This is a genomic window from Subtercola boreus (assembly GCF_003399645.1).
GTDB classification, from domain to species: Bacteria; Actinomycetota; Actinomycetes; order Actinomycetales; family Microbacteriaceae; genus Subtercola; species Subtercola boreus_A.
This window is the reverse complement of sequence record NZ_NBXD01000005.1, coordinates 1-18,747: the sequence shown is the minus strand read 5'-3', so window position 1 is coordinate 18,747 and position 18,747 is coordinate 1. Positions and strand designations below refer to the sequence as shown.

Below are 18,747 nucleotides of genomic sequence, written 5' to 3'. Positions count from 1 at the left end.
CGGTTCGAGGCATTCATCGCCGCGCATCCCGAGCTCCGGCACGTTCGTACCCGGGTGCGTACGCCGGGCCAGAACGGGTCACGCGAACGCGGCTTCGGATCGATGAAATACGAGTGGCTGTTCCGCGAGGAGATCGACCATGGCCTGTCACTGGTCGAGCAGATCAACGCCTACCGAGCCGACTACAACCACGTCCGCCCGCACGAAGCGATCGCCTGGAACCGGCCCGCCGACGTCTACGCCGGCCTCGCCGACCCCACCATCCCCAACTTCGAAATCGAAGAAACCCTGCCAACTACTTGACGCGGGACACTTGAAAGCGAGGATTGAGTCATGGCAGGAAAACAGGTATCTGGGCAGCCGCGAGCACGTCGGTATTCGCCTGAGAAGAGGGCGTCAGCGATTGGCATGGTCCGCACGTGAGCATGGGACGGTGCAACGCGTCGCGAGGAACGGCCTGATGCCCGGGTGGTACCCGGCAGGGACTTTAGCCTCTGCCGCTTGTCCCTTCACCCCGTCTAGCTTTGGTGAATGACTATCCCCGGACATCCGTACCTCGAGAGCGCTCAGAAGGTGCTTGGCGATCTCGACTCGGCGCCCGGCGGGCTGACCGACACGCAGGTGGCCGCCCATCGCGCGCGGTATGGCAGTAATGTCATTGTCTCGCTAAAGAAGGTGTCTAGGCTGCGGCGGTACCTGGGCCAGTTCAAGGACTGGATGATTCTGCTGCTCCTTGCCAGCGCAGTCGTCACGGGCGTTCTCGGGGATATTGGCACGACTGTCGTACTCCTCGTTCTCGTCGGTATCAATACCCTGATCGGATTCGTGCAGGAGTCCCGTGCAGAAAAAACGATGGAGGCTCTGGGGCGTCTGGTGGCTCCCACCAGTGAAGTCGTACGTGCAGGGGTTCCCGTTGAAGTTGCCTCCAGTGACCTGGTGGTCGGCGATGTTATCCGCCTCACAGAGGGTTCGTCCGTGCCCGCAGATGTGCGGCTCGTCGAATCGAGTGCTTTCTCGACGAATGAGTTCGCACTCACCGGGGAGAGCGACCCGACTTGTAAGTCCACACAAGACATCGCTCACGAGGTGCCGGTGGCCGAGCGGCACAACATGGCCTATGCGGCGACGACGGTGGCCACAGGGGTCGCGCCTGGCGTGGTCTCTGCGACGGGCATGGGGACGGAGCTCGGGCGCATCGCACGTCTCAGCGACTCCGCGCCGCCCACACCGAGCCCGCTCCAGTCCGAGATGGCGAAGATCGCCCACTGGGTGACGATCGGGGTCGGCTTCCTCACCGTGGTGGTGCTCGCCGTCGTCATCCAGTCCGATATGTCGATCACTGTCGCTCTGCTGTTCGCGGTCGGTTTCGCCTGCGCCCTCATCCCCCAGGGGCTACCCGCCGAGGTGAACACCGCCCTCGCCGCGGCCGCCGCCTCGCTCGCGCGTCAGAACGTGCTCGTGAGAAAACTGAGCGCTGTTGAAACCCTCGGGGCGACCCACGTGATCTGCACCGACAAAACCGGCACACTTACGAAGAACGAGATGACGGTCACCGAGATCGTCGTCGGCGATGCGAGCTACTCCCTCACCGGCATCGGCTACGACCCGACCGGCCAGCTCGTGCCTGCGCCTGGTGACAACGAGTCACGGGTTCGCGCCTTTCTCCAGGTGGGCGTGCTGGCGAGCAACGCACGCCTCGCGCCGCCGACGAAGGATGCCCCGACCTGGCGCATCCTCGGAGACCCGACCGAGGGCTCGCTCCTGGTTGCGGCCCGGAAGATCGGCATCGATCTGGATGATCTGCAGAAGCGCACGTCGAGGTCGGCGAGTTGCCGTTCGATTCGACGCGCAAACTGATGACGTCGCTGCGTCGCGACGCGCACGGCGTGGTCACGGCGTTCTCGAAGGGGGCACCCGAGAGCATCCTCGAGCGCTGCAGCCACATCGACACAGGCTCCGAGGTGCGACCGATCACCGCCGCCGACACGAACGCACTGCTTGCCCTGCACACCGACAAAGCGTCTCGCGCTCTTCGCAATCTCGCCTTCGCAATCTCGCCTTCGCCACGCGCACGGTCAGCGAAACGGATACCGCGACCGGGGATCTCGGGAGCATCGAGCGGGATCTCACACTGTTGGGCCTGGTCTCGATGATCGATCCGATTCGGGCGGAAGTTCCGGCTGCCATGGCGACAGTGCTCGCTGCGGGCGTCAAGGTCGACATCGTCACCGGAGACTTCTCGCTGACCGCTCTTGCCATTGCACGCCAGGCCGGACTCGTCGCACCGGACGGCAGCCCCGGCGGCGAACTTGTGGTCGTCACGGGCGCACAGCTCGCCACGATGACCGACGCCGACGTTCTGGCTCGCGCCGGTGCTGGCGGAACCGTTTTCAGCCGAGTCGCCCCCGAAGACAAGGTGCGCATCGTCGACCTGCTGAAGGCATCCGGCAGGGTCGTTGCGGTCACGGGAGACGGCATCAACGACGCCCCCGCGCTCCGGCACGCCAACATCGGGGTCGCGATGGGAGCATCCGGAACCGACGTCGCCAAACAGTCGGCAGAGATCGTGCTGCTCGACGACAGCTTCGCGAGCCTCGTCGGCGCCGTGCGCCTCGGCCGCACGATCTACCAGAACATCCGCAAGGGCGTGCTGAGTTGCCTGACCTCGAACATCGCGGAGTTCACGGTGAACTCCGCGAGCCTGGGGCTCGCGTCGGCGTTCGGGGTGCCGCTCGCCCTCAACGTGCTGCAGATTCTGGCCATCGATCTCCTCGGCGAGATCTTCCCGATCGCAGCCCTCGGGCGTGATCCGGAGGAGGGTGAGACGATGAGGGACGAACCCCGCGACCCTGCGGCGCGCATCCTGAACCGCCGTTCACTGGTCGACATCGTCGTCGCCGGCGGCGTGATGGGTCTGCTGGCCTTCGCGAACTACCTGCTGCTGTACTCGCGCAACTCCGTCGACCCGTTCGTCGACGTCGTTCCGCTGACGGTGCTCGCGCAGGCCATGACGATCACCTACGTGACGATCATGGTCTGCCAGCTGGTGAGCATCACCCAGCGGCGGAGCGTTCACGGCTTCTTCACCCGCTACCAGTTCACGAACCGCACCTACTGGCTGGCGATCGCCGTAGCCGTGGCCATCATGCTGGTCATCGTCTACGTGCCTGCCGTGGCGACCCTCTTCGGCACGGCGCCCCTCGGCATACTCGACTGGGCTTTCGTGCTGGGTGCTGCGCTCATCTTTCTGGCCATACGCGAGGCGGGCCGCGTTCTGGTGCGGAAGTGAGCCGGCCCGCAGAAGGCCGGCAGATCGGAGGAGGGGAGCGCGTACTCATCCTGTCCGCCGGGGTGGGATCTGGGCACAACAGTGCTGCGGCGGCGGTGCGTGAGGCGTGCGACCTGCGCGCCGATGTCACCGCGGTGCAGGTGCTGGACGTGCTCCGTACGAGCAGTGCTCTGTACCGTGACGTGCTGGGGAAGGGTTACTTCGTTCTTGTCGAGAACGTACCCTGGCTGGTCGAGTGGGGCTATGACGCGAGCGATCCCCCGTTCCGGCGCCGCGGCCCGATCGACCCCTGGACGCGGGCAAACGCCCTCCCCGTTGTCAGTGCGATCAAACGATTCCGACCCACCGCGATCGTATGTACACATTTCTTGCCCGCCCAGCTCGTGGCGTCGCTGCTGCTCAGCGGGGTGATCAACGCCAAGACCGCGGTTGTGTCGACGGATTACGACTTCCAGGGCCTGTGGCTCACGGGCGCATTCCATGCGCTCTTCGTAGCCCGGGAGGAGGCGAGGGTGGAGCTGTCGGCGTTCGGTCTGCCCCCTGACCGGATCGCAGCCACCGGCATCCCGATCGCCGCCCAGCCGAGCGCCGAAACGGTTCGTGGAAGTCATGAGCCGCCGATGCTGCTGATCTCCGCGGGCGCAACCGGCAGCGATGACGCCGTGGCGGTCGTTCGGCAGACGCTTCATATGCGTTCCCCGTTCACGGCTACGGTCGTGTGCGGACGCAATGTCGCCCTCCGGCAACGTATCGAACAGCTGGTGGCGCCGGCCGGGGAGCATTACCGGGTACTGGGCTTCACGCCCGAAATGCCGCAGTTGATGCGCCGCGCAGACCTGTTCGTGGGCAAACCCGGTGGGCTGTCGGCGTCGGAGTGCATGGCGGCCGGGCTTCCGATGGTGCTGGTCGACCCGATCCCGGGTCAGGAGATTCGGAACGGCGACTACCTGATGGAGCAGGGTGCGGCGGTCCGCTGCAACACGGCCGCGACGATCGGTTGGAAGATTGATGAGGTGCTCCGCGAGCCGGGACGGCTTTCGCGGATGCAGGCAGCCGCGAAGAGAACCGGTCGCCCGGATGCCGCCGCAGATGTTCTGAACGGCCTTCTGGGCGGAGCGTCCCGTCCGCTGGTCGTGAGCCGTGCGGCGCAGAAGAGCATTCTCGCCTCGAGCGAGCGGCGCGTCGTCGCATCGGACGTGACAGGTCCCTCATCGCTGGTTCGCCTGATCGACGAGACGGCGGGCAGCACGATCGCGCTCGTGCAAACCGAGGAGCTGGGTGGCTTGCAGAAACGATACGGGGCTTCCAGCGATGGCCTGGTGCTGCGACACAACGCATCACCAGCGTCGCCGCTGAGGGAGGAGCGGCGGTTGATTCGCGCCGTGTTACGGGGCGACGACCTGCTTCCCGTCCGTATTGAACGACTCTCGGGACCGGGTCAGATCGTCCCCGCGTGACTTCCCTCGACGCGTCGCAGTGGGACGGCATTCGCCCAGCTGGCGGGACTGTGCTGCGCGGCGAGCAGAGCCCAATCGCCCGCCCGGGACGACCACTGGTGTGTCGCCGGGTCTCGCTGTAGTGTCGGGCCTTCATCGAGCGTGACTCGCACGGTCGTCTTGGCGCCGGGCTGGAGCGTCACTTTCGTAAAACCCAGCAGCTGCGCCACCGGCTTTTTCGCGGATACGTCTGCGGCGTAGATCTGTACGACGGTCGAGCCCTGGCGGTTGCCCGTATTCTCCACCCGCACGTGAGCGCTTCGGTCTGCGTCGTCGAACCGGTGATGGAGGAGTGCGTGTTCCATCGTGGTGTAGCTCAGGCCGAACCCGAACGGGAACGCGGCGGTGTGTCCATTGGCGTCCAGCAGGCGTTGTCCCCATTTGTCGTCGTACAGGACCGATTTCGCGGAGCTGTCGAACGGCGGCAGATGTGCGGCGTTCGTCGGTAGCGCGAAGGGCAGTCTTCCGCCGGGCTCCGCGGCACCTGTGAGCACGCTGGCCAGCGCATGACCCCCCTCCATCCCGCCGTACCAGGCTCGGAGGATCGCCGGTACGACGTTTCGCCAGCCTTCCGTCAGGATCGCGCTTCCGCCGATGAGTACGACGACGGTCCGGGGGTTGGCGGCAGCCACGGTGCGGATGAGGCGCACGTCCCGGGGCCGCAGTTCTAGCGAACGGCGGTCGCCACCTCGAACGAAGAGTGATACGAGATGGGCGAGGCCGACGAGCGGTCGCCGGAGAACACCCCATCCGACGGATCGTCCGAGCACACCCACGTCGACGCCTCCGGTGACGACCGACTCCCCCTCGTCGTGCTGGTCGAGCCCGACAATGACGATCGCTGTATCCGCTTCGGCCGCCATCGCGGCGGCCGCTCGCAAATTCCGCCCGGAGGATGTTGTCATCTGCACCAGCGGGAGCGCCTCACGAAGCCCCCGAAGCGGCGACACCGTTGACGGTGGTCGAACACGTGATGAACCATGATCGCCGAGGTTCGACCGCGTTGCGAGTCGTCCGATCACGGCGAGGTGGCGGGTGGCGGGAGATAACGGCAGGAGCGGCGCCGGGCCGGTGGTGTCGTTCTTCAGCAGCACGATCGATTCGGCGGCAACCTGTCGGGCAAGAACACGGTGCGCCGGCGAAGCGATGACGGCGGTGCCTGGACTCGCCTGCTCTCGGGTCGCGGCGTGCAGCACGCTGGTTCGAAGGATGCGCCGCGTGGACAGCAGGAGTACCGACTCATCGACCTGGCCGCTTCGAACGGCCGCAGGCAGGTCACGGGCGCGAAGCAGTCGGAGTGGCATCTCCACATCCATCCCCGCCCGCAGGCTGAGAATCGCGTCGTGGGTGCCGAAGACCCAGTCACTCGTCACGAACCCGGTGAAGCCCCACTCGTTCCGCAACACATCGGTCAGCAGGGCGCGGTTAACGTCCATGTATTCGCCCCGCACCCGGTTGTACGCACTCATCACGGAGTCGGCTCCGGCGTCGACAACGGCCTTGAAGTGCGGCAGGTACACCTCGTGAAGTGCATGCTCGTCGACCCTCACATCGACTTCGAAGCGTTCGTTCTCCATCGAGTTGAGAGCGAAATGCTTCACACAGGCCATCACGTTAACCCGCACGCCCCGGGTCAGGGCAGACCCCATCCGGCCCGTGAGCACAGGATCCTCCCCATAGCACTCCTGCGCCCGCCCCCACGCGGGGTGACGGAGCAGGTTGACGCAGACCGACGCAGAATAGTTCGCGCCCCGCGCCCTGGTCTCCAGACCGATCGCGACGCCAACCCGTTCCTCCAGTGCGGGATTCCACGTTGCAGCCCGAGCCATCGTCACAGGAAAAGCGGTGCACGCCCCGATCACGACGCCTCGACCACCGTCGCTGAACCGGATGCCGGGGATACCGAGCCTGGGGACCGCCCCTGCCACAAAGTGGCGCCGACCCAGCAGAAGCGGAATAAAAGGCAGCAACCACCGCGGGGAGTCTCCATCGAGAAGACCGAGAACCTCCCCTTCGGTCATCCGGGCGATCAGGCTCTCCGCGGCATCATCCGCATCGAGCTCGCCCGCCCGAACCGCCCGCACAGCCTCCTCATAGGCGGACGCGCTCCGCTCAGACGTTGTCGGCTCCGGTATCCGCCTGCGGAGGAGTCACACTCGACTGCGTCGACCACACCCAGTCCGCCACTTCAGGGGTGTCGGCGCCGTGGGCCCGGGTGTACTCCCGGGCGTGCAGCCGTGCGTCCTGCATTTCCTGGCGCAGAACGGACTGCGTTTCGGCCAGCCCGGGAACCCTGTCGATGACGTCCATCACCAGGCGGAATCGGTCCAGATCGTTGAGCATCACCATGTCGAAGGGGGTGGTCGTTGTGCCCTCCTCCTTGTAACCCCTGACGTGGAGGTTGGCGTGACCGTGCCGGCGGTAGGTCAGGCGATGGATGAGCCACGGGTAGCCGTGGTACGCGAATATCACGGGCCGGTCGGCGGTGAAGACGCTGTCGTACTCCAGGTCACTGAGACCGTGGGGGTGTTCCGTGTCACTCTCCAGCCGCATGAGATCGACGACATTGACGACCCGGAGCTTCAGCGACGGGATCCTTTTGCGGAGGATCGACACTGCGGCAAGAATCTCCAGGGTAGGAACATCGCCCGCTGCCGCCATGACGACATCGGGTTCGTCTCCGGCGACCTCGGTGCCGGCCCATTCGAAAATGCCGAGCCCGCGGGTGCAGTGATCGATGGCCTGATCCATGGAGAGCCAGTTGAACTCGGGCTGTTTACCAGCGACAACGACGTTGACGTAGTCGACCGAACGAAGGCAGTGGTCATAGGTCGAGAGCAGGGTGTTCGCATCGAACGGCAGGTACACCCGCACCACGTCGGATTTCTTGTTCACGACGTGGTCGATGAAGCCCGGATCCTGATGGGAGAGCCCGTTGTTGTCCTGTCTCCAGACGTGCGAGCTCAGCAGATAGTTGAGGGAGGACACGGGTCGGCGCCAGGGAATGGTGCGCGCCGTCTTCAACCATTTCGCGTGCTGGTTGAACATCGAGTCGACGATGTGGATGAACGCTTCGTAGGAGTTGATGATTCCGTGACGACCGGTGAGGAGATAGCCCTCCAGCCAGCCTTCGCACTGATGCTCGCTCAGCATCTCGACGACACGGCCGGCCCGGGCCAGGTGGTTGTCTGCATCGATGGGGAGGTACTCGGCATCCCACTGCTTGTCGGTGGCCTCGAAGACTGCGCTCAACCTGTTCGAGGCGGTCTCGTCAGGACCGAAGATCCGGAAGTTGTGCGGGTTCGCGATGATGACATCCCGCAGCCAGGTGCCCAGCACCTTCGTCGCCTCGGCGACCGTGCTCCCAGGCGCCGGCACCGGCTCTGCGTAGAGCCGGAAATCCGGAAGGCGGAGTTCCGTTCGGAGCAGCCCGCCATTGGCGACCGGGTTCGCGCTCATCCGCAGATTGCCCTCAGGGGCCAACGCCGTCGCCAGCGCCACCGGAGCTCCGGATGCATCGAACAGCTCTTCGGGCCTATATGAGCGGAGCCACTCTTCGAGAAGCCGGGTGTGAGCCTCGGTATCACGGGCATCGACCAACGGCACCTGGTGGGAGCGCCAGTTGTTCTCGGCCGGGTGACCGTCGATCTCCCTCGGGCAGGTCCACCCCTTCGGTGTGCGGAGGATGATCATCGGCCATGCGGGGCGCCCCGGAAGGGTCCCGGCGGCCGCGGATGCTTTGATCTCCGCGATGTGGTTGAGAACGGAGTCTAAGATCACGGCGAACCGTTTGTGAACCTCGATGGGGTCTTCTCCATCGAACCCACCGGAGACGAGATAGGGGGTGTGCCCGTACCCGCGCATCAGGTCCAGCAGTTCCCGCTCCGGGATGCGGGCCAGAACAGTCGGGTTCGCGATCTTGTACCCGTTGAGGTGAAGGATCGGCAGCACGACGCCGTCCTGGAGCGGGTCGATGAACTTGTTGGAATGCCAGCTCGTCGCGAGCGGGCCGGTCTCGGCCTCGCCGTCACCGACCACCGCCGCGACGAGCAGGTCCGGGTTGTCGAACACCGCACCATACGCATGCGACAGGGAGTAGCCGAGTTCTCCGCCCTCATGGATCGACCCCGGCGTCTCTGGGGAGGCGTGACTGGGAATACCCCCAGGGAAGGAGAACTGTCGGAAGAGTTTCCGCAGACCGTTCTCGCTCTGGTCGATGGTGTTGTACACCTCGCTGTAGGTGCCATCAAGGTAGGCGTTCGCGACCATCCCGGGTCCGCCATGCCCCGGTCCGGTCACGTAGATGGTGTTGAGTTCCCGCTCTTGGATGGTGCGGTTGAGGTGGGCGTAGATGAAATTCAGGCCCGGCGTTGTTCCCCAGTGCCCGAGCAGCCTCGGTTTGATGTGGTCCCGTGTCAGAGGGACTCGGAGCAGCGGATTGTCGAGGAGGTAGATCTGCCCTATCGAGAGGTAATTGGCTGTTCGCCACCATGTGTTCAAACGGAGCAGGTCCTCGTTTGATGGATCCTGCGGGGCGCGCCACGCCCACGAGTTCGGCACTGTTGAAGGAGCGAACGGGAGAGCGTCCGGCTGGTGAAGGGAAATTGCGGCGTTCATGACCATGAGACCAGTCCAGACCCACCACGGGAGAGGTGCCAGTGCCGAAAGTCCCAAAAAACCACTTGCGCTGCCCACCATAGCGAGCGGACTATCAAAGCGCTCGGAACTCTGCCGAGCTGACGATCATCAAGGAATACTCGCCCCTTCAGACCGCCTAGTACGCGCTCGGCCTCGCCGTGTTCTTTCGGGGTGTGTTTGGTTTCGGGACTAACGACTCTCGTTCGTGACGCAGCGGGCGGAGAGGCTGGGGCGTGAAGCCTAGACCGAGCTCGAAATATGTGCCCAACAGGAAGCGAAACGCAAAAATGACCAAGTACTCCGACTTCTACGCCTCCGGAACTTCACCGGAGGAAAGCATTCTTGACACACTCGATGAAAATGAGTGTTTCCGGCTGCTGGCCGGTACTGCCGTGGCCCGACTGGCGGTGGTCGACGAACGCGGTCCTGATATCTTCCCGATCAACTTCCTGATCAAGTCCAAGGCCCTGTATTTCCGAAGCGCCCCGGGGACGAAGCTCCTCGCACTCTCCAAGCGGCCCGAGGTCGCTGTCGAGATCGATGGCACAGAAGGCGGCAAGCGATTCAGTGTCGTCATGCGTGGCCGGGTGAGCCGGCTCAATGACGACGTCACGATCCAGGAATCCGGGCTGACGACCCTTCACACCATGACGAGCTCGGAGAAGTGGAACTATTTCATGGTCGCACCCGAAACAGTGACCGGTGTCCGCTTCCAGAGCCAGCGGCATCCCGCCGCACACGAATCAAACCCACTATGACCTAGTCCTCCGAGATCGTGCCGCGCCGCCTCCCTGTGACTCCTCATGCCTGGATCGTCGCGACCTTCGTCTTTAGAGCCCCCAGCAACAACTCTGTCGGGAAAATAGACGCCAACCGTGGTTGGGGCGTCTTCAGTGATCTCTGTGTCGTGGATTACGTCGTCTTCTGAGCACACTCGGAAGTGGAACGTTTACCGGTCGGGCGCCTGTGAGGGCTGATAGCCGGGTTCCGGCCAAGGCACCTGATCGCAGGTGCCTCCAGCTGGTGATCACGGTAGCTTCCGTTGACGAGGCGGTCCACCACCTCTGCAGACTGGCGAAGCCTCACGAGCGTGTGCTGCTGATTCGGAGGGGTGGTATTCCGGTGTGGTGCTGTGTCGACTTGGCCGCCCGTGTGTTGTTCACTCAAGTTCCGCGCCTGGCCGTACATCATGAGTGATGAGCACGGGGCAGTGCGCCCGTCCGGCGCACGCCGCGCTTACAGAGCCCAGGTCGCCGTCGTTGAGATCTCCGGAACCGTGGTGACCGACGACGAGCATCTGAGACCCGGCACTTTCCTCGATCAGCACGCTCGCGGGTGAGCCTTCCCTGACGATTTTGCTGAACCATGAGGGAGAGCGGATACCGAACACGGAGTTGACCACGAGATTCAATGCGCGTTCTGCCTCGCGATGTGTTTTCGCACCAGTGTGGCCGGCAGCACCTTCAGGGCTCCAAATCAGTGCAGCGCGAACGGGGGCGTCAAGACTATCGGCCAACCTAACGGTCCTGCGAAGGGCATAGATGCTCTGAGAGGACCCGTCAACGCCGACGAGGACCGGGGCGGATGTTCGTGGCGCGTCAGTTGTCGCCGGCTGAGCCTGAGTCCGTTCGAGGTCGCGCGAGACGGTTGAGTGCAGAGGGGATGTCGTCATGGTCCGACCATCCCACCCCTACCTTTCTGACCGTAGGGCACAAAGTCACCAATCAGCAGAGTCAGCTGACGCCCATTCGCACCTCTAACAAGAGCGGCCGGGCGGAGGTGCCAACGCTATGCCACTGCTTACGTCACTGCCACGGAGGGTAGGCTGCGCTTTCCTGCGCGGAGGGCGTCCGGGGGTGGTTTTTGATGCCATGGCCGATGTCCTCAAGCGAGTCAATGGTTTGGGTTCTGGTTCGCTCGCGGGGGTACGACGACGACGGGGCAGTGGGAATAGGAGGCGCTTTCGGCGCCGACCGATCCCAGTCTCAAACGCGCGAATCCGCCGCGGCCTCGCGAGCCGACGACCAGCAATCGAGCGTGCTGCGAGCGGCTGATCAGCTCGGCCACCGGGTGCGCCATTACCGCTTCACGGGTCACCCGCACGGTGGGATGCCTTTCGATACGGTTCAGGGTGTCCGTTACGAGGTCGTGCAGCACCCGGGTGTTGACGTCCTCCGAAGAAAGATTGAAGCCGAGCTCTTCGTATTGAAGGGGAAGTCGGTCGATCGTCCAGGAGCGCACGATCTGAACGGGAGCGACGAAGGTCTCTGCCGCCTGCAGCGCCCACTCGAGGGCTGCGTTACTGCCGGCCGACCCGTCGTCGCCGACGACAATCGGTGCGTCAGCCGGCAGCGAAGCAGCGTCGTTCTGTTCATGGATAATCATGACGGGGCAATTGGCGTGGGCCGCGCACTGGGCGCTGACGGAGCCGAGAAGAAGCCCGGTGAATCCGCCGAGCCCGCGGCTGCCGAGCACAAGAAGGGCCGCAGTCCTGCTCTCACGAAGAAGGGCCCTGACGGTTGATCCCTTGACGGCTTTTTGTTCGTACCAGTCGGGGAGGTCATCCCCGAACACTTCACGCGATACCTCAGCCAGAAGGCCGGTGGCGTCTTCGGTCGGTAATCCCGCTGGCAGGAACGGGGTGTAGGTGTTTACGGTGCTCCACACCGAAACCGCCCGAAGGCGCAGTTTCCGGGCCTCGGCGAAACGTTTGGCGTGCCGGAGCGCGGAGATGGAAGCGCTCGAGCCGTCGATTGCGACAATCACAGAGGTGCTCACGTGGATCATAGGTCGGGGTGCGCGGCGGCGCTCTTGGGTACGACGGCGACGGGGCAGTGGGCGTGGGAGGCGCATTCGGAGCTGACCGAGCCGAGCATCAGGCCGGCGAACCCGCCGCGCCCACGGGAGCCGACGACGAGGAGGCGGGCATGCTCGGAACGTTTAATGAGCTCCTCGGCCGGTTGCGACATGGCAGCAACAAGGGTGACCGTTGTGCCGGTGTGCTCCCCGATCCGGTAGGCCGTTTCGGTGATGAGGTCCCGGCGTACCCGCGCGGTCACTTCATCGAACGAGGGCACGTATCCGAATTCCTCGTTGAACTGCGGCGGGATCCGGTCGATGCTCCACGTCCGCACCACCTCGACGGGCGCGCCGAGCTTCTCGGCGTAGTTCAGCGCCCATTCGAGGGCGTCGTCACCGTTGACGGATCCGTCGTGACCGACGACGATCGGCGCGTCAGCCGACACGGCGGTGAGGTCGTTGTGCTCGCGGACGATCATCACAGGGCTGTGAGCGTGTGCGGCGCACTGGACGCTGACGGAACCGAGGAAGAGCCCGGCGAAGCCGCCGTGCCCGCGGCTACCGACGACCAGCAGCTCGGCTGTTTTGCTCGCTTCGATCAGGACCTTCGCTGCGGATCCCTCGATGACCACTTGGTCGTACCAGGCAGGCAGATGGTCGCCGAATACCTCGCGAGAGGATTCCTCGAGCTGGAAACGAGCGTCTTCGCCTGGTGACCATTCGAGCATGAAGGGGCTGTAGGTGTTGACGTTGCTCCATACCGAGATGGCTCGGAGCCGTGCGTTGTGTGTCTCGGCGTAGTTCTTCGCGGACTGGAGGGCCGCGACGGAGGATCTGGTGCCGTCGACGGCGACGATGATGAGGACGGTGGGTTCTTCACTGTTTTGCATACTTCAACACTGCGGTGCCGAAGCGGCCCCGGGTAGAGCCGAAGGTCCCCACCCTGTCCGGACCCGGGAGATGCTGGTGGGGGTCAGTGGTGTGCTGTGACGTCACGCATCTTGTGCGCGAACGTTCGGCGCCGGATCGGAAGGGTGTCGTGGATGACGACGGTGGGGCCGCCGAGGTTCAGCAGGACATCGTGAACGGTGGAGCCGACCGTTCCAGGAAGGCTCGCATTTCGGTGGGAGCGGCCGATGATGAGTAACGAAACTGCGGCGGATACGTCGATCAGGCCCTCAGCGGCGGGCCGATGCACACTCCGGACTCGAATCGAGAGCTCTGGCTGCGCCTGCCCGGCGACGACCTTCGCGTCGGCGAGGACCGTTTCTGAGAGGAGGGCAGCGAATTGGGTAGCTTCGGCCTGCTCTTCCGGCGTTCGTGGGGTGGTTGTTCGGGGTGCTTCCCAACAGTGCACGATGGTGAGGTCGTGACCGTCTCGGGCTGCCTCAGCGGCAGCGAACCGGATAGTCTCTTGCCCTTCTGTCACATCTCCGACCCCAACGACGACACCTCCGCGGCGGCGGGTTGCGAAGTTGGGGATGAACGCGACGGGGCTTGAAGCTCGGGCGGCGAGCTGTATGAACTTCGATCCGAAAACTCGTCCCTGAACAAACCCGGTCTTATGGGTGCCGACTGCAACCATGACCATGTGTTCCGACGCGGCAGCGAGTTGCTCCAGAGGGTCGCCCTGCAGCAGCAGGGCGGTGACCGGGACGTGATTTTCGACGAGGTGCGCGAAGTCGAGTTCGGCCTGCAGGAACGCGTTGCCGGTCTGCTGGATTTTGGCTTCGATATGCTCCGGAGGAACGGTCAGAGAATCCTCGACGATATGGGCCAGAACGACGCTAGAGCCCGTGGCTGCAGCGCGGTGCATACTCCACCTGATCGCGGCGCGGCTCGGCGCGGAACCGTCGACCCCGACCACGATCGACTCTGTGGGGTGGTTCTTCAACGTGTTCCCGATACGACTCATGAACTGAGGCTGACACGGTGCTTGGCGTCTTGGCAGAGTCGAAAGTCCCGACCCTGTGCGATGGACAGTGTTGGGGAGTAGCCTTGCCGGGTTGCTCCAGACAACGCGGCAGCGGCCCTTGCCCGCGCATGAGAAGGAGTGCATTGTGCCTCACAACATGACCACCGAGAGCAGGCTGCGGGCACTTCTGATAGCGAACCGGGCGGTTGTTGAGCAGCTCGATCTCCCCACAGTGCTCCGCCGGATTGTTGAGGCTGCTGTCGAATTGGTGGGGGCGCAATACGGTGCGCTCGGCGTCATCGCACCCTCTGGCGGGTTGGACCAGTTCATCCATGTCGGGATGACCCCGGACGAGGTGAACACGATCGGACACCTGCCTGAGGGTAAGGGTCTCCTAGGCGCGCTGATCGATTCCCCGCACCCGATCCGGTTGGACACGATCGGCAACGACCCGAGATCCTCCGGGTTCCCGGGTGGGCACCCCCCGATGGACAGCTTCCTCGGTGTGCCCGTCCGGGTGCGAGATGAGGTCTACGGCAACCTCTACCTCAGCAATCAGGCCAACGGGCAATTCACTGACGAGGACGAGCAGCTCGTCACCGCTCTTGCCGCGACCGCGGGAATCGCGATCGAGAACGCTCGCCTGTTCGCCGAGACGACGAGGCGCCAGGCGTGGTCTGCCGCATCCGCAGAGATCACGTCGGCCCTCCTGTCCGGTGAGCGGAGCGATTCGATCTCGTTGATCGTCAACCGAGTCCTTGGACTTTCGGGCGCCGATTTGGTGTGCGTTCTCCTTCCGACAGACAAGCCCGGCACTCTCGTCGTCGAGACGGCATCCGGTCTCGGCGAGTCTGACGTGCAAGGCGCCAAGGTCTCAGCCGCAGATTCCATCTCCGGCACCGTGCTCGAGGGAAAGCAGCCCCGCCTGCTCGCCGACAGCGATGTCACCCTCCCCGGCAGCGTGAGACTCGGGCCGGTGATGGCTGTACCCCTGATCTCCGCGGGGACGGCTGAGGGTGTACTGTTCCTCGCCCGCGCCCAGGGCGCCCAGCTCTTCACCACGGCCGACCTCGAAATGGCGGCCGACTTCGCCGGCCAGGCCAGCGTCGCGATGCAACTCGGCCGGGCCCGCGGCGACCGGCAGAAGCTCGCCCTCCTGGAAGACCGCGGCCGAATCGCCCGGGACCTGCACGATCACGTCATCCAAGAAATCTTCGGCTCGGGCCTGGAGCTGCAGAACATCGCCGGACGGGTGCAGAGCGAGGCCCTCGCCGAGCGGATCGGGCAGACGGTCGCGAATCTGGATGCAAGCATCTCCCAGATCAGAACGGTGATCTTTGCCCTCTCCGCGCCGGTCGAAAAGACTCGCAACACGATCCGACACTCGATTATCGACATCGTGAACGACCTGTCCCCGAGCCTCACCACCACCCCGTACGTCAGCTTCTCGGGCCCCGTCGACCTGCTCGTCACCGGTGACCTCGCCGCAGACGTCACCGCGGTGATGCGCGAGTCGCTGACGAACACCGCCAAACACGCCGCGGCCGAACATTCGTCGGTGGTACTCACCGCCACAGACGGTCACATCACGCTAGAGGTCACCGACGACGGACACGGAACCCCGATCACCATCCATCGAAGCGGGCTGGCAAACATCGAGAAACGCGCCACGCTCCGAGGCGGGACGTCGGAGTTTCATTCCTCTGAAACGGGCACGACCGTGCGGTGGAGCGTGCCCTACTCCCTCACCCCTGTCGCTGAGAATGGACCGACACCGTGATCCGTGTGTTCTTAGTCGATGACCACGAATTGGTGCGACGCGGCATCGCCGGCCTTCTCGGGCTCGAGGAGGACATCGAGATCGTGGGTGAAGCCGGCACCGTTCACCAGGCAGAGGTCCGCATTGCGGCGACCCAACCCGACGTTGTTCTGCTCGACGTTCGCCTGCCCGATGGCAGCGGCATCGACCTCTGCCGGGAGGTCAGGTCGGCGAGCCCGACCATCCGCTGCCTGATCCTCACCGCTTACGACGATGATGACGCCATCGACGCGGCAGTCCTGGCCGGGGCTGCCGGCTATGTGTTGAAGGACGTCAGGGGCAGCGGGCTCGTGGAAGCCCTGCGAAAGGTAGCAGCTGGCAAACAGTTGCTCGACCCGCTGCTGATGCGGAAAGTCGTCGAACGGATTGTGGCCCCCACCGGTAACAGAGGACTCGATACGTTGACCGTCCGTGAGAAGCAGATTCTCCCTCTCATCGCTGACGGTCTCACGAACCGCGAAATCGGAGTGAAGCTGTCTTTGGCGGAGAAGACGGTGAAGAACTACGTCTCAGGCCTGCTGAGCAAGCTCGGGCTGCAACGCCGTACTCAGGCTGCGATCCTTCACCTCGAGTCCCGACCGGCAGGGACACGCACGGTCGAGGATCTGGTGTAGAAGTCGACCAGTCCGTTCGTGGTCGAGCTGCTCGCCGGGTCCCGGAACCTCACGCGGGGTTCGTCGTTCAGGAACGCGTCCGTCTCGGTGAGCACGATCACCGTCGGATTGGTGCCGGTGATCTGCCACCCTGTGCGCTCTGACGCGACCCGGAACCGGCTCGCCGGCAGCACGTCTTCCAGAATCATCAGCAGAACCATGAGCAGGGCGCAGGGGGGTTCGAACAGGGCTAGCTCTACAGTGTTTCCGGCGGCGAGGCACGCTGCCACGTGTTTCGCGACGACTGCTGTGCTGCAAGTCGGAGCGCAGACCATCATCGTGCTGCCCATCGGACTCGCACCGCTGATCACCACCTCCTCACCCGAAACGGCGACGAACGCCGGCCGGGTGTGCTGCTGGCATTCTGCGGCGCGGTAGAACTGCTCCGCGATGCGTGTGCAGTCAGCGATCCGGCCCAGGTCAGCGGTCGTCTGGGGGGTGACGGTCACGAGTCGGTCCCCGATGATGACGAATGCATTCCTCATCAGGCGTGCGGGATCCCGGCGGTCAGACCGCCGTCGATGACGAACTCGGACCCGGTCGAGTACTGGGACTCGTCGCTGGCCAAAAAGAGCACCATCGAGGATACCTCGGACGGGTCAGCCGCCCGGCCCAACGGGATCTGCAGCTGATCGGCCGAGATGCCCGCCGTCATAGGTGTGGTGATGAACCCGGGATGAATCGAGTTCACCCGCACCCCGGACGACCCGATCTCAACCGCGACTGACTTCGTCAGACCCCTCAGTGCGAACTTCGTCGCGACGTAGGCGTGCAGGTTCGCGCTACCACGGAGCCCCTCGACCGAAGAAATATTGATGATCGAGCCGCTACGCTGCGCGACCATTCCGACGACGACGGATTGGATGCCGAGAAATGCGCCGGTCAGGTTGATGTCGATCGTCTTCTGCCACAACCGAAGCTCGAACTCCGCGATCCGCTCACCCGTTGCGATACCGGCATTGTTGACCAGCACGTCGACGGTGCCGAAGCGGTCCTTCGCGGCCAGTACCGCAGCGGTCCAATCGTGGCGGCTGGTGACATCCAGATGCACGAACAGGGCCCTGTCGCCGAGTTCCGCCGCGAGGGCGGTACCTTCGGTGTCTAAGACATCCCCGATGACGACCGATGCCCCCTCAGCAATGAGGCGGCGGGCGTGGGAGGAACCCATGCCACGCGATCCTCCTGTGATCAGAGCGACTTTTCCAGCTACGCGGTCCATCAGGTACTCCTCGTTCGCGAACAGGGCATCGGCCCCGATTGAACGACTATCCCGCGCCGGGTCAGGCCGGGAACAGGGCCATTGGTCCCACCTCCGTCGTCATCGAATACGTGTGCGGGGTTGTGACCAAAGACCCTGTCCCGGGGCAACCGCTGGTGCGAATCTGACATCATGACATTCCCAACGACACCTGAAATGAACGACCGAACCGTTCCCCCCATCGGTGAGGAAACAACCGACGGACGTGTCTCCCGGTTCGGTGTCGATGGCACCGGGGTAGCGACCGACGAATACAACACCGCTCTCACCTTCGACGAGCACGCCAGACTCCCCCTGCACCCCCGAACAACCCGCATCGTCGTCGGACTCGACGGCTCCAAAGCATCCGTCGCCGCCCTGAAGAAGGCGATGACGCTCGCGACCGGGTCACACTCGGCCGTGCAGGGGATCGTCGCGTGGCAGAACCCCAATGGGTACGGCGGCTACAACTTCACCGACTGGTCCCCCGAAGCCGACGCGCTCCGCATCATGGACGACACCACGAAGGAAGCGTTCGATGGGCCCGCCCCGGACTGGTTCACGCCATTGGTCCGCCAGGGCAATCCCGCCGAGCTGCTCATCACGCAGAGCAAGGGCGCGGAGATGCTCATTGTCGGCAGCCGCGGCCACGGCGGATTTGCCGGGCTCCTCCTCGGCTCGGTCAGCACCGCATGCGCGGAGCACGCCCACTGCCCCGTCCTCGTCATGCACAACGACGACCCTGCCTAAACCTGGATCCACCGATGGGGCATGGGGTGAGATCGGCGCGTTAAACGGAGAATACCTTTCTGATCAGGGATAATTGTTCTTACCACAGAGACAATTGGACCCGAAAAGAGAGGCATCTCGCAGATGCAAGTTTCTCATGCCGCACGGGCCG

General features: G+C 64.3%; 15 protein-coding genes and 1 pseudogene. 8 read left to right on the top strand and 8 right to left on the bottom strand.

What is annotated here, in order from left to right; all coding sequences use genetic code 11:
* From B7R24_RS02165 to B7R24_RS02150, 4 genes and pseudogenes are all read left to right on the top strand, one after another.
* On the top strand, positions 1 to 303 hold a 303-nt coding region (locus tag B7R24_RS02165), incomplete at its 5' end, for an integrase core domain-containing protein (RefSeq protein WP_147303932.1).
* A gap of 228 nt (positions 304 to 531) precedes the next feature.
* A pseudogene (locus B7R24_RS02160) lies at positions 532 to 1,886 on the top strand (cation-translocating P-type ATPase); the annotation flags it as partial.
* Positions 1,887 to 1,933: 47 nt separating this feature from the next.
* Positions 1,934 to 3,289 carry an HAD-IC family P-type ATPase gene (locus tag B7R24_RS18250; protein WP_367302600.1) on the top strand — a complete coding sequence of 452 codons (1,356 nt, stop codon included), beginning with the start codon at positions 1,934 to 1,936 and terminating at the stop codon, positions 3,287 to 3,289.
* On the top strand, positions 3,286 to 4,746 hold the full coding sequence (locus tag B7R24_RS02150; RefSeq protein ID WP_253259229.1) for an MGDG synthase family glycosyltransferase: 1,461 nt from the start codon (positions 3,286 to 3,288) through the stop codon (positions 4,744 to 4,746). Before B7R24_RS18250 ends, B7R24_RS02150 begins: the two co-directional genes overlap by 4 nt.
* On the opposite strand, the gene B7R24_RS02145 is transcribed toward B7R24_RS02150, so the two are convergent.
* Together B7R24_RS02145 and B7R24_RS02140 are read right to left on the bottom strand one after the other, a co-directional pair.
* Complete coding sequence (locus B7R24_RS02145; RefSeq protein WP_253259228.1) at positions 4,728 to 6,869, bottom strand: beta-glucosidase family protein; 2,142 nt, start codon at positions 6,867 to 6,869, stop codon at positions 4,728 to 4,730. The two genes, B7R24_RS02150 and B7R24_RS02145, sit on opposite strands and share 19 nt — an antisense overlap.
* A gap of 28 nt (positions 6,870 to 6,897) precedes the next feature.
* Positions 6,898 to 9,402: a phosphoketolase family protein gene (locus B7R24_RS02140; RefSeq protein WP_116417355.1), complete on the bottom strand. Its 2,505-nt coding sequence runs from the start codon at positions 9,400 to 9,402 to the stop codon at positions 6,898 to 6,900.
* Between the two features lie 308 nt (positions 9,403 to 9,710).
* On the opposite strand from B7R24_RS02140, the gene B7R24_RS02135 reads away from it, so the two are divergent.
* Entirely contained in the window at positions 9,711 to 10,181 is a 471-nt protein-coding gene (locus tag B7R24_RS02135; protein ID WP_116417351.1) for a pyridoxamine 5'-phosphate oxidase family protein, read from the top strand.
* Positions 10,182 to 10,582: 401 nt separating this feature from the next.
* Here B7R24_RS02135 and B7R24_RS18360 read toward each other — a convergent pair whose 3' ends face one another.
* The 4 genes from B7R24_RS18360 to B7R24_RS02115 form a co-directional block, all read right to left on the bottom strand.
* Positions 10,583 to 11,095: a universal stress protein gene (locus B7R24_RS18360; protein ID WP_116417350.1), complete on the bottom strand. Its 513-nt coding sequence runs from the start codon at positions 11,093 to 11,095 to the stop codon at positions 10,583 to 10,585.
* A gap of 221 nt (positions 11,096 to 11,316) precedes the next feature.
* On the bottom strand, positions 11,317 to 12,210 hold the full coding sequence (locus B7R24_RS02125) for a universal stress protein (protein WP_172582973.1): 894 nt from the start codon (positions 12,208 to 12,210) through the stop codon (positions 11,317 to 11,319).
* Positions 12,207 to 13,112, bottom strand: coding sequence for a universal stress protein (locus B7R24_RS02120; protein ID WP_116417348.1), 906 nt, complete (start codon positions 13,110 to 13,112; stop codon positions 12,207 to 12,209). Before B7R24_RS02120 ends, B7R24_RS02125 begins: the two co-directional genes overlap by 4 nt.
* Before the next feature lie 83 nt (positions 13,113 to 13,195).
* On the bottom strand, positions 13,196 to 14,281 hold the full coding sequence (locus tag B7R24_RS02115) for a universal stress protein (RefSeq protein WP_116417347.1): 1,086 nt from the start codon (positions 14,279 to 14,281) through the stop codon (positions 13,196 to 13,198).
* 1 nt (position 14,282) lies between these two features.
* On the opposite strand from B7R24_RS02115, the gene B7R24_RS02110 reads away from it, so the two are divergent.
* The gene (locus B7R24_RS02110; RefSeq protein WP_116417346.1) at positions 14,283 to 15,917 is read left to right on the top strand and encodes a GAF domain-containing sensor histidine kinase; all 1,635 of its coding nucleotides are present in this window, start codon (positions 14,283 to 14,285) and stop codon (positions 15,915 to 15,917) included.
* Positions 15,914 to 16,570, top strand: coding sequence for a response regulator (locus B7R24_RS02105; RefSeq protein WP_116417345.1), 657 nt, complete (start codon positions 15,914 to 15,916; stop codon positions 16,568 to 16,570). Before B7R24_RS02110 ends, B7R24_RS02105 begins: the two co-directional genes overlap by 4 nt.
* On the opposite strand, the gene B7R24_RS02100 is transcribed toward B7R24_RS02105, so the two are convergent.
* Both B7R24_RS02100 and B7R24_RS02095 read right to left on the bottom strand, forming a co-directional pair.
* Positions 16,519 to 17,094 carry a hypothetical protein gene (locus B7R24_RS02100; RefSeq protein ID WP_116417344.1) on the bottom strand — a complete coding sequence of 192 codons (576 nt, stop codon included), beginning with the start codon at positions 17,092 to 17,094 and terminating at the stop codon, positions 16,519 to 16,521. The genes B7R24_RS02105 and B7R24_RS02100 overlap by 52 nt on opposite strands.
* Positions 17,094 to 17,828, bottom strand: a complete 735-nt coding sequence (locus B7R24_RS02095; protein WP_116417343.1) for a glucose 1-dehydrogenase — start codon at positions 17,826 to 17,828, stop codon at positions 17,094 to 17,096. The genes B7R24_RS02100 and B7R24_RS02095 overlap by 1 nt, the downstream gene beginning before the upstream one ends.
* 171 nt (positions 17,829 to 17,999) lie before the next feature.
* Here B7R24_RS02095 and B7R24_RS02090 point away from each other — a divergent pair, with 171 nt between their 5' ends.
* Complete coding sequence (locus tag B7R24_RS02090) at positions 18,000 to 18,596, top strand: universal stress protein (protein ID WP_253259225.1); 597 nt, start codon at positions 18,000 to 18,002, stop codon at positions 18,594 to 18,596.
* Positions 18,597 to 18,747 lie beyond the last annotated feature (151 nt).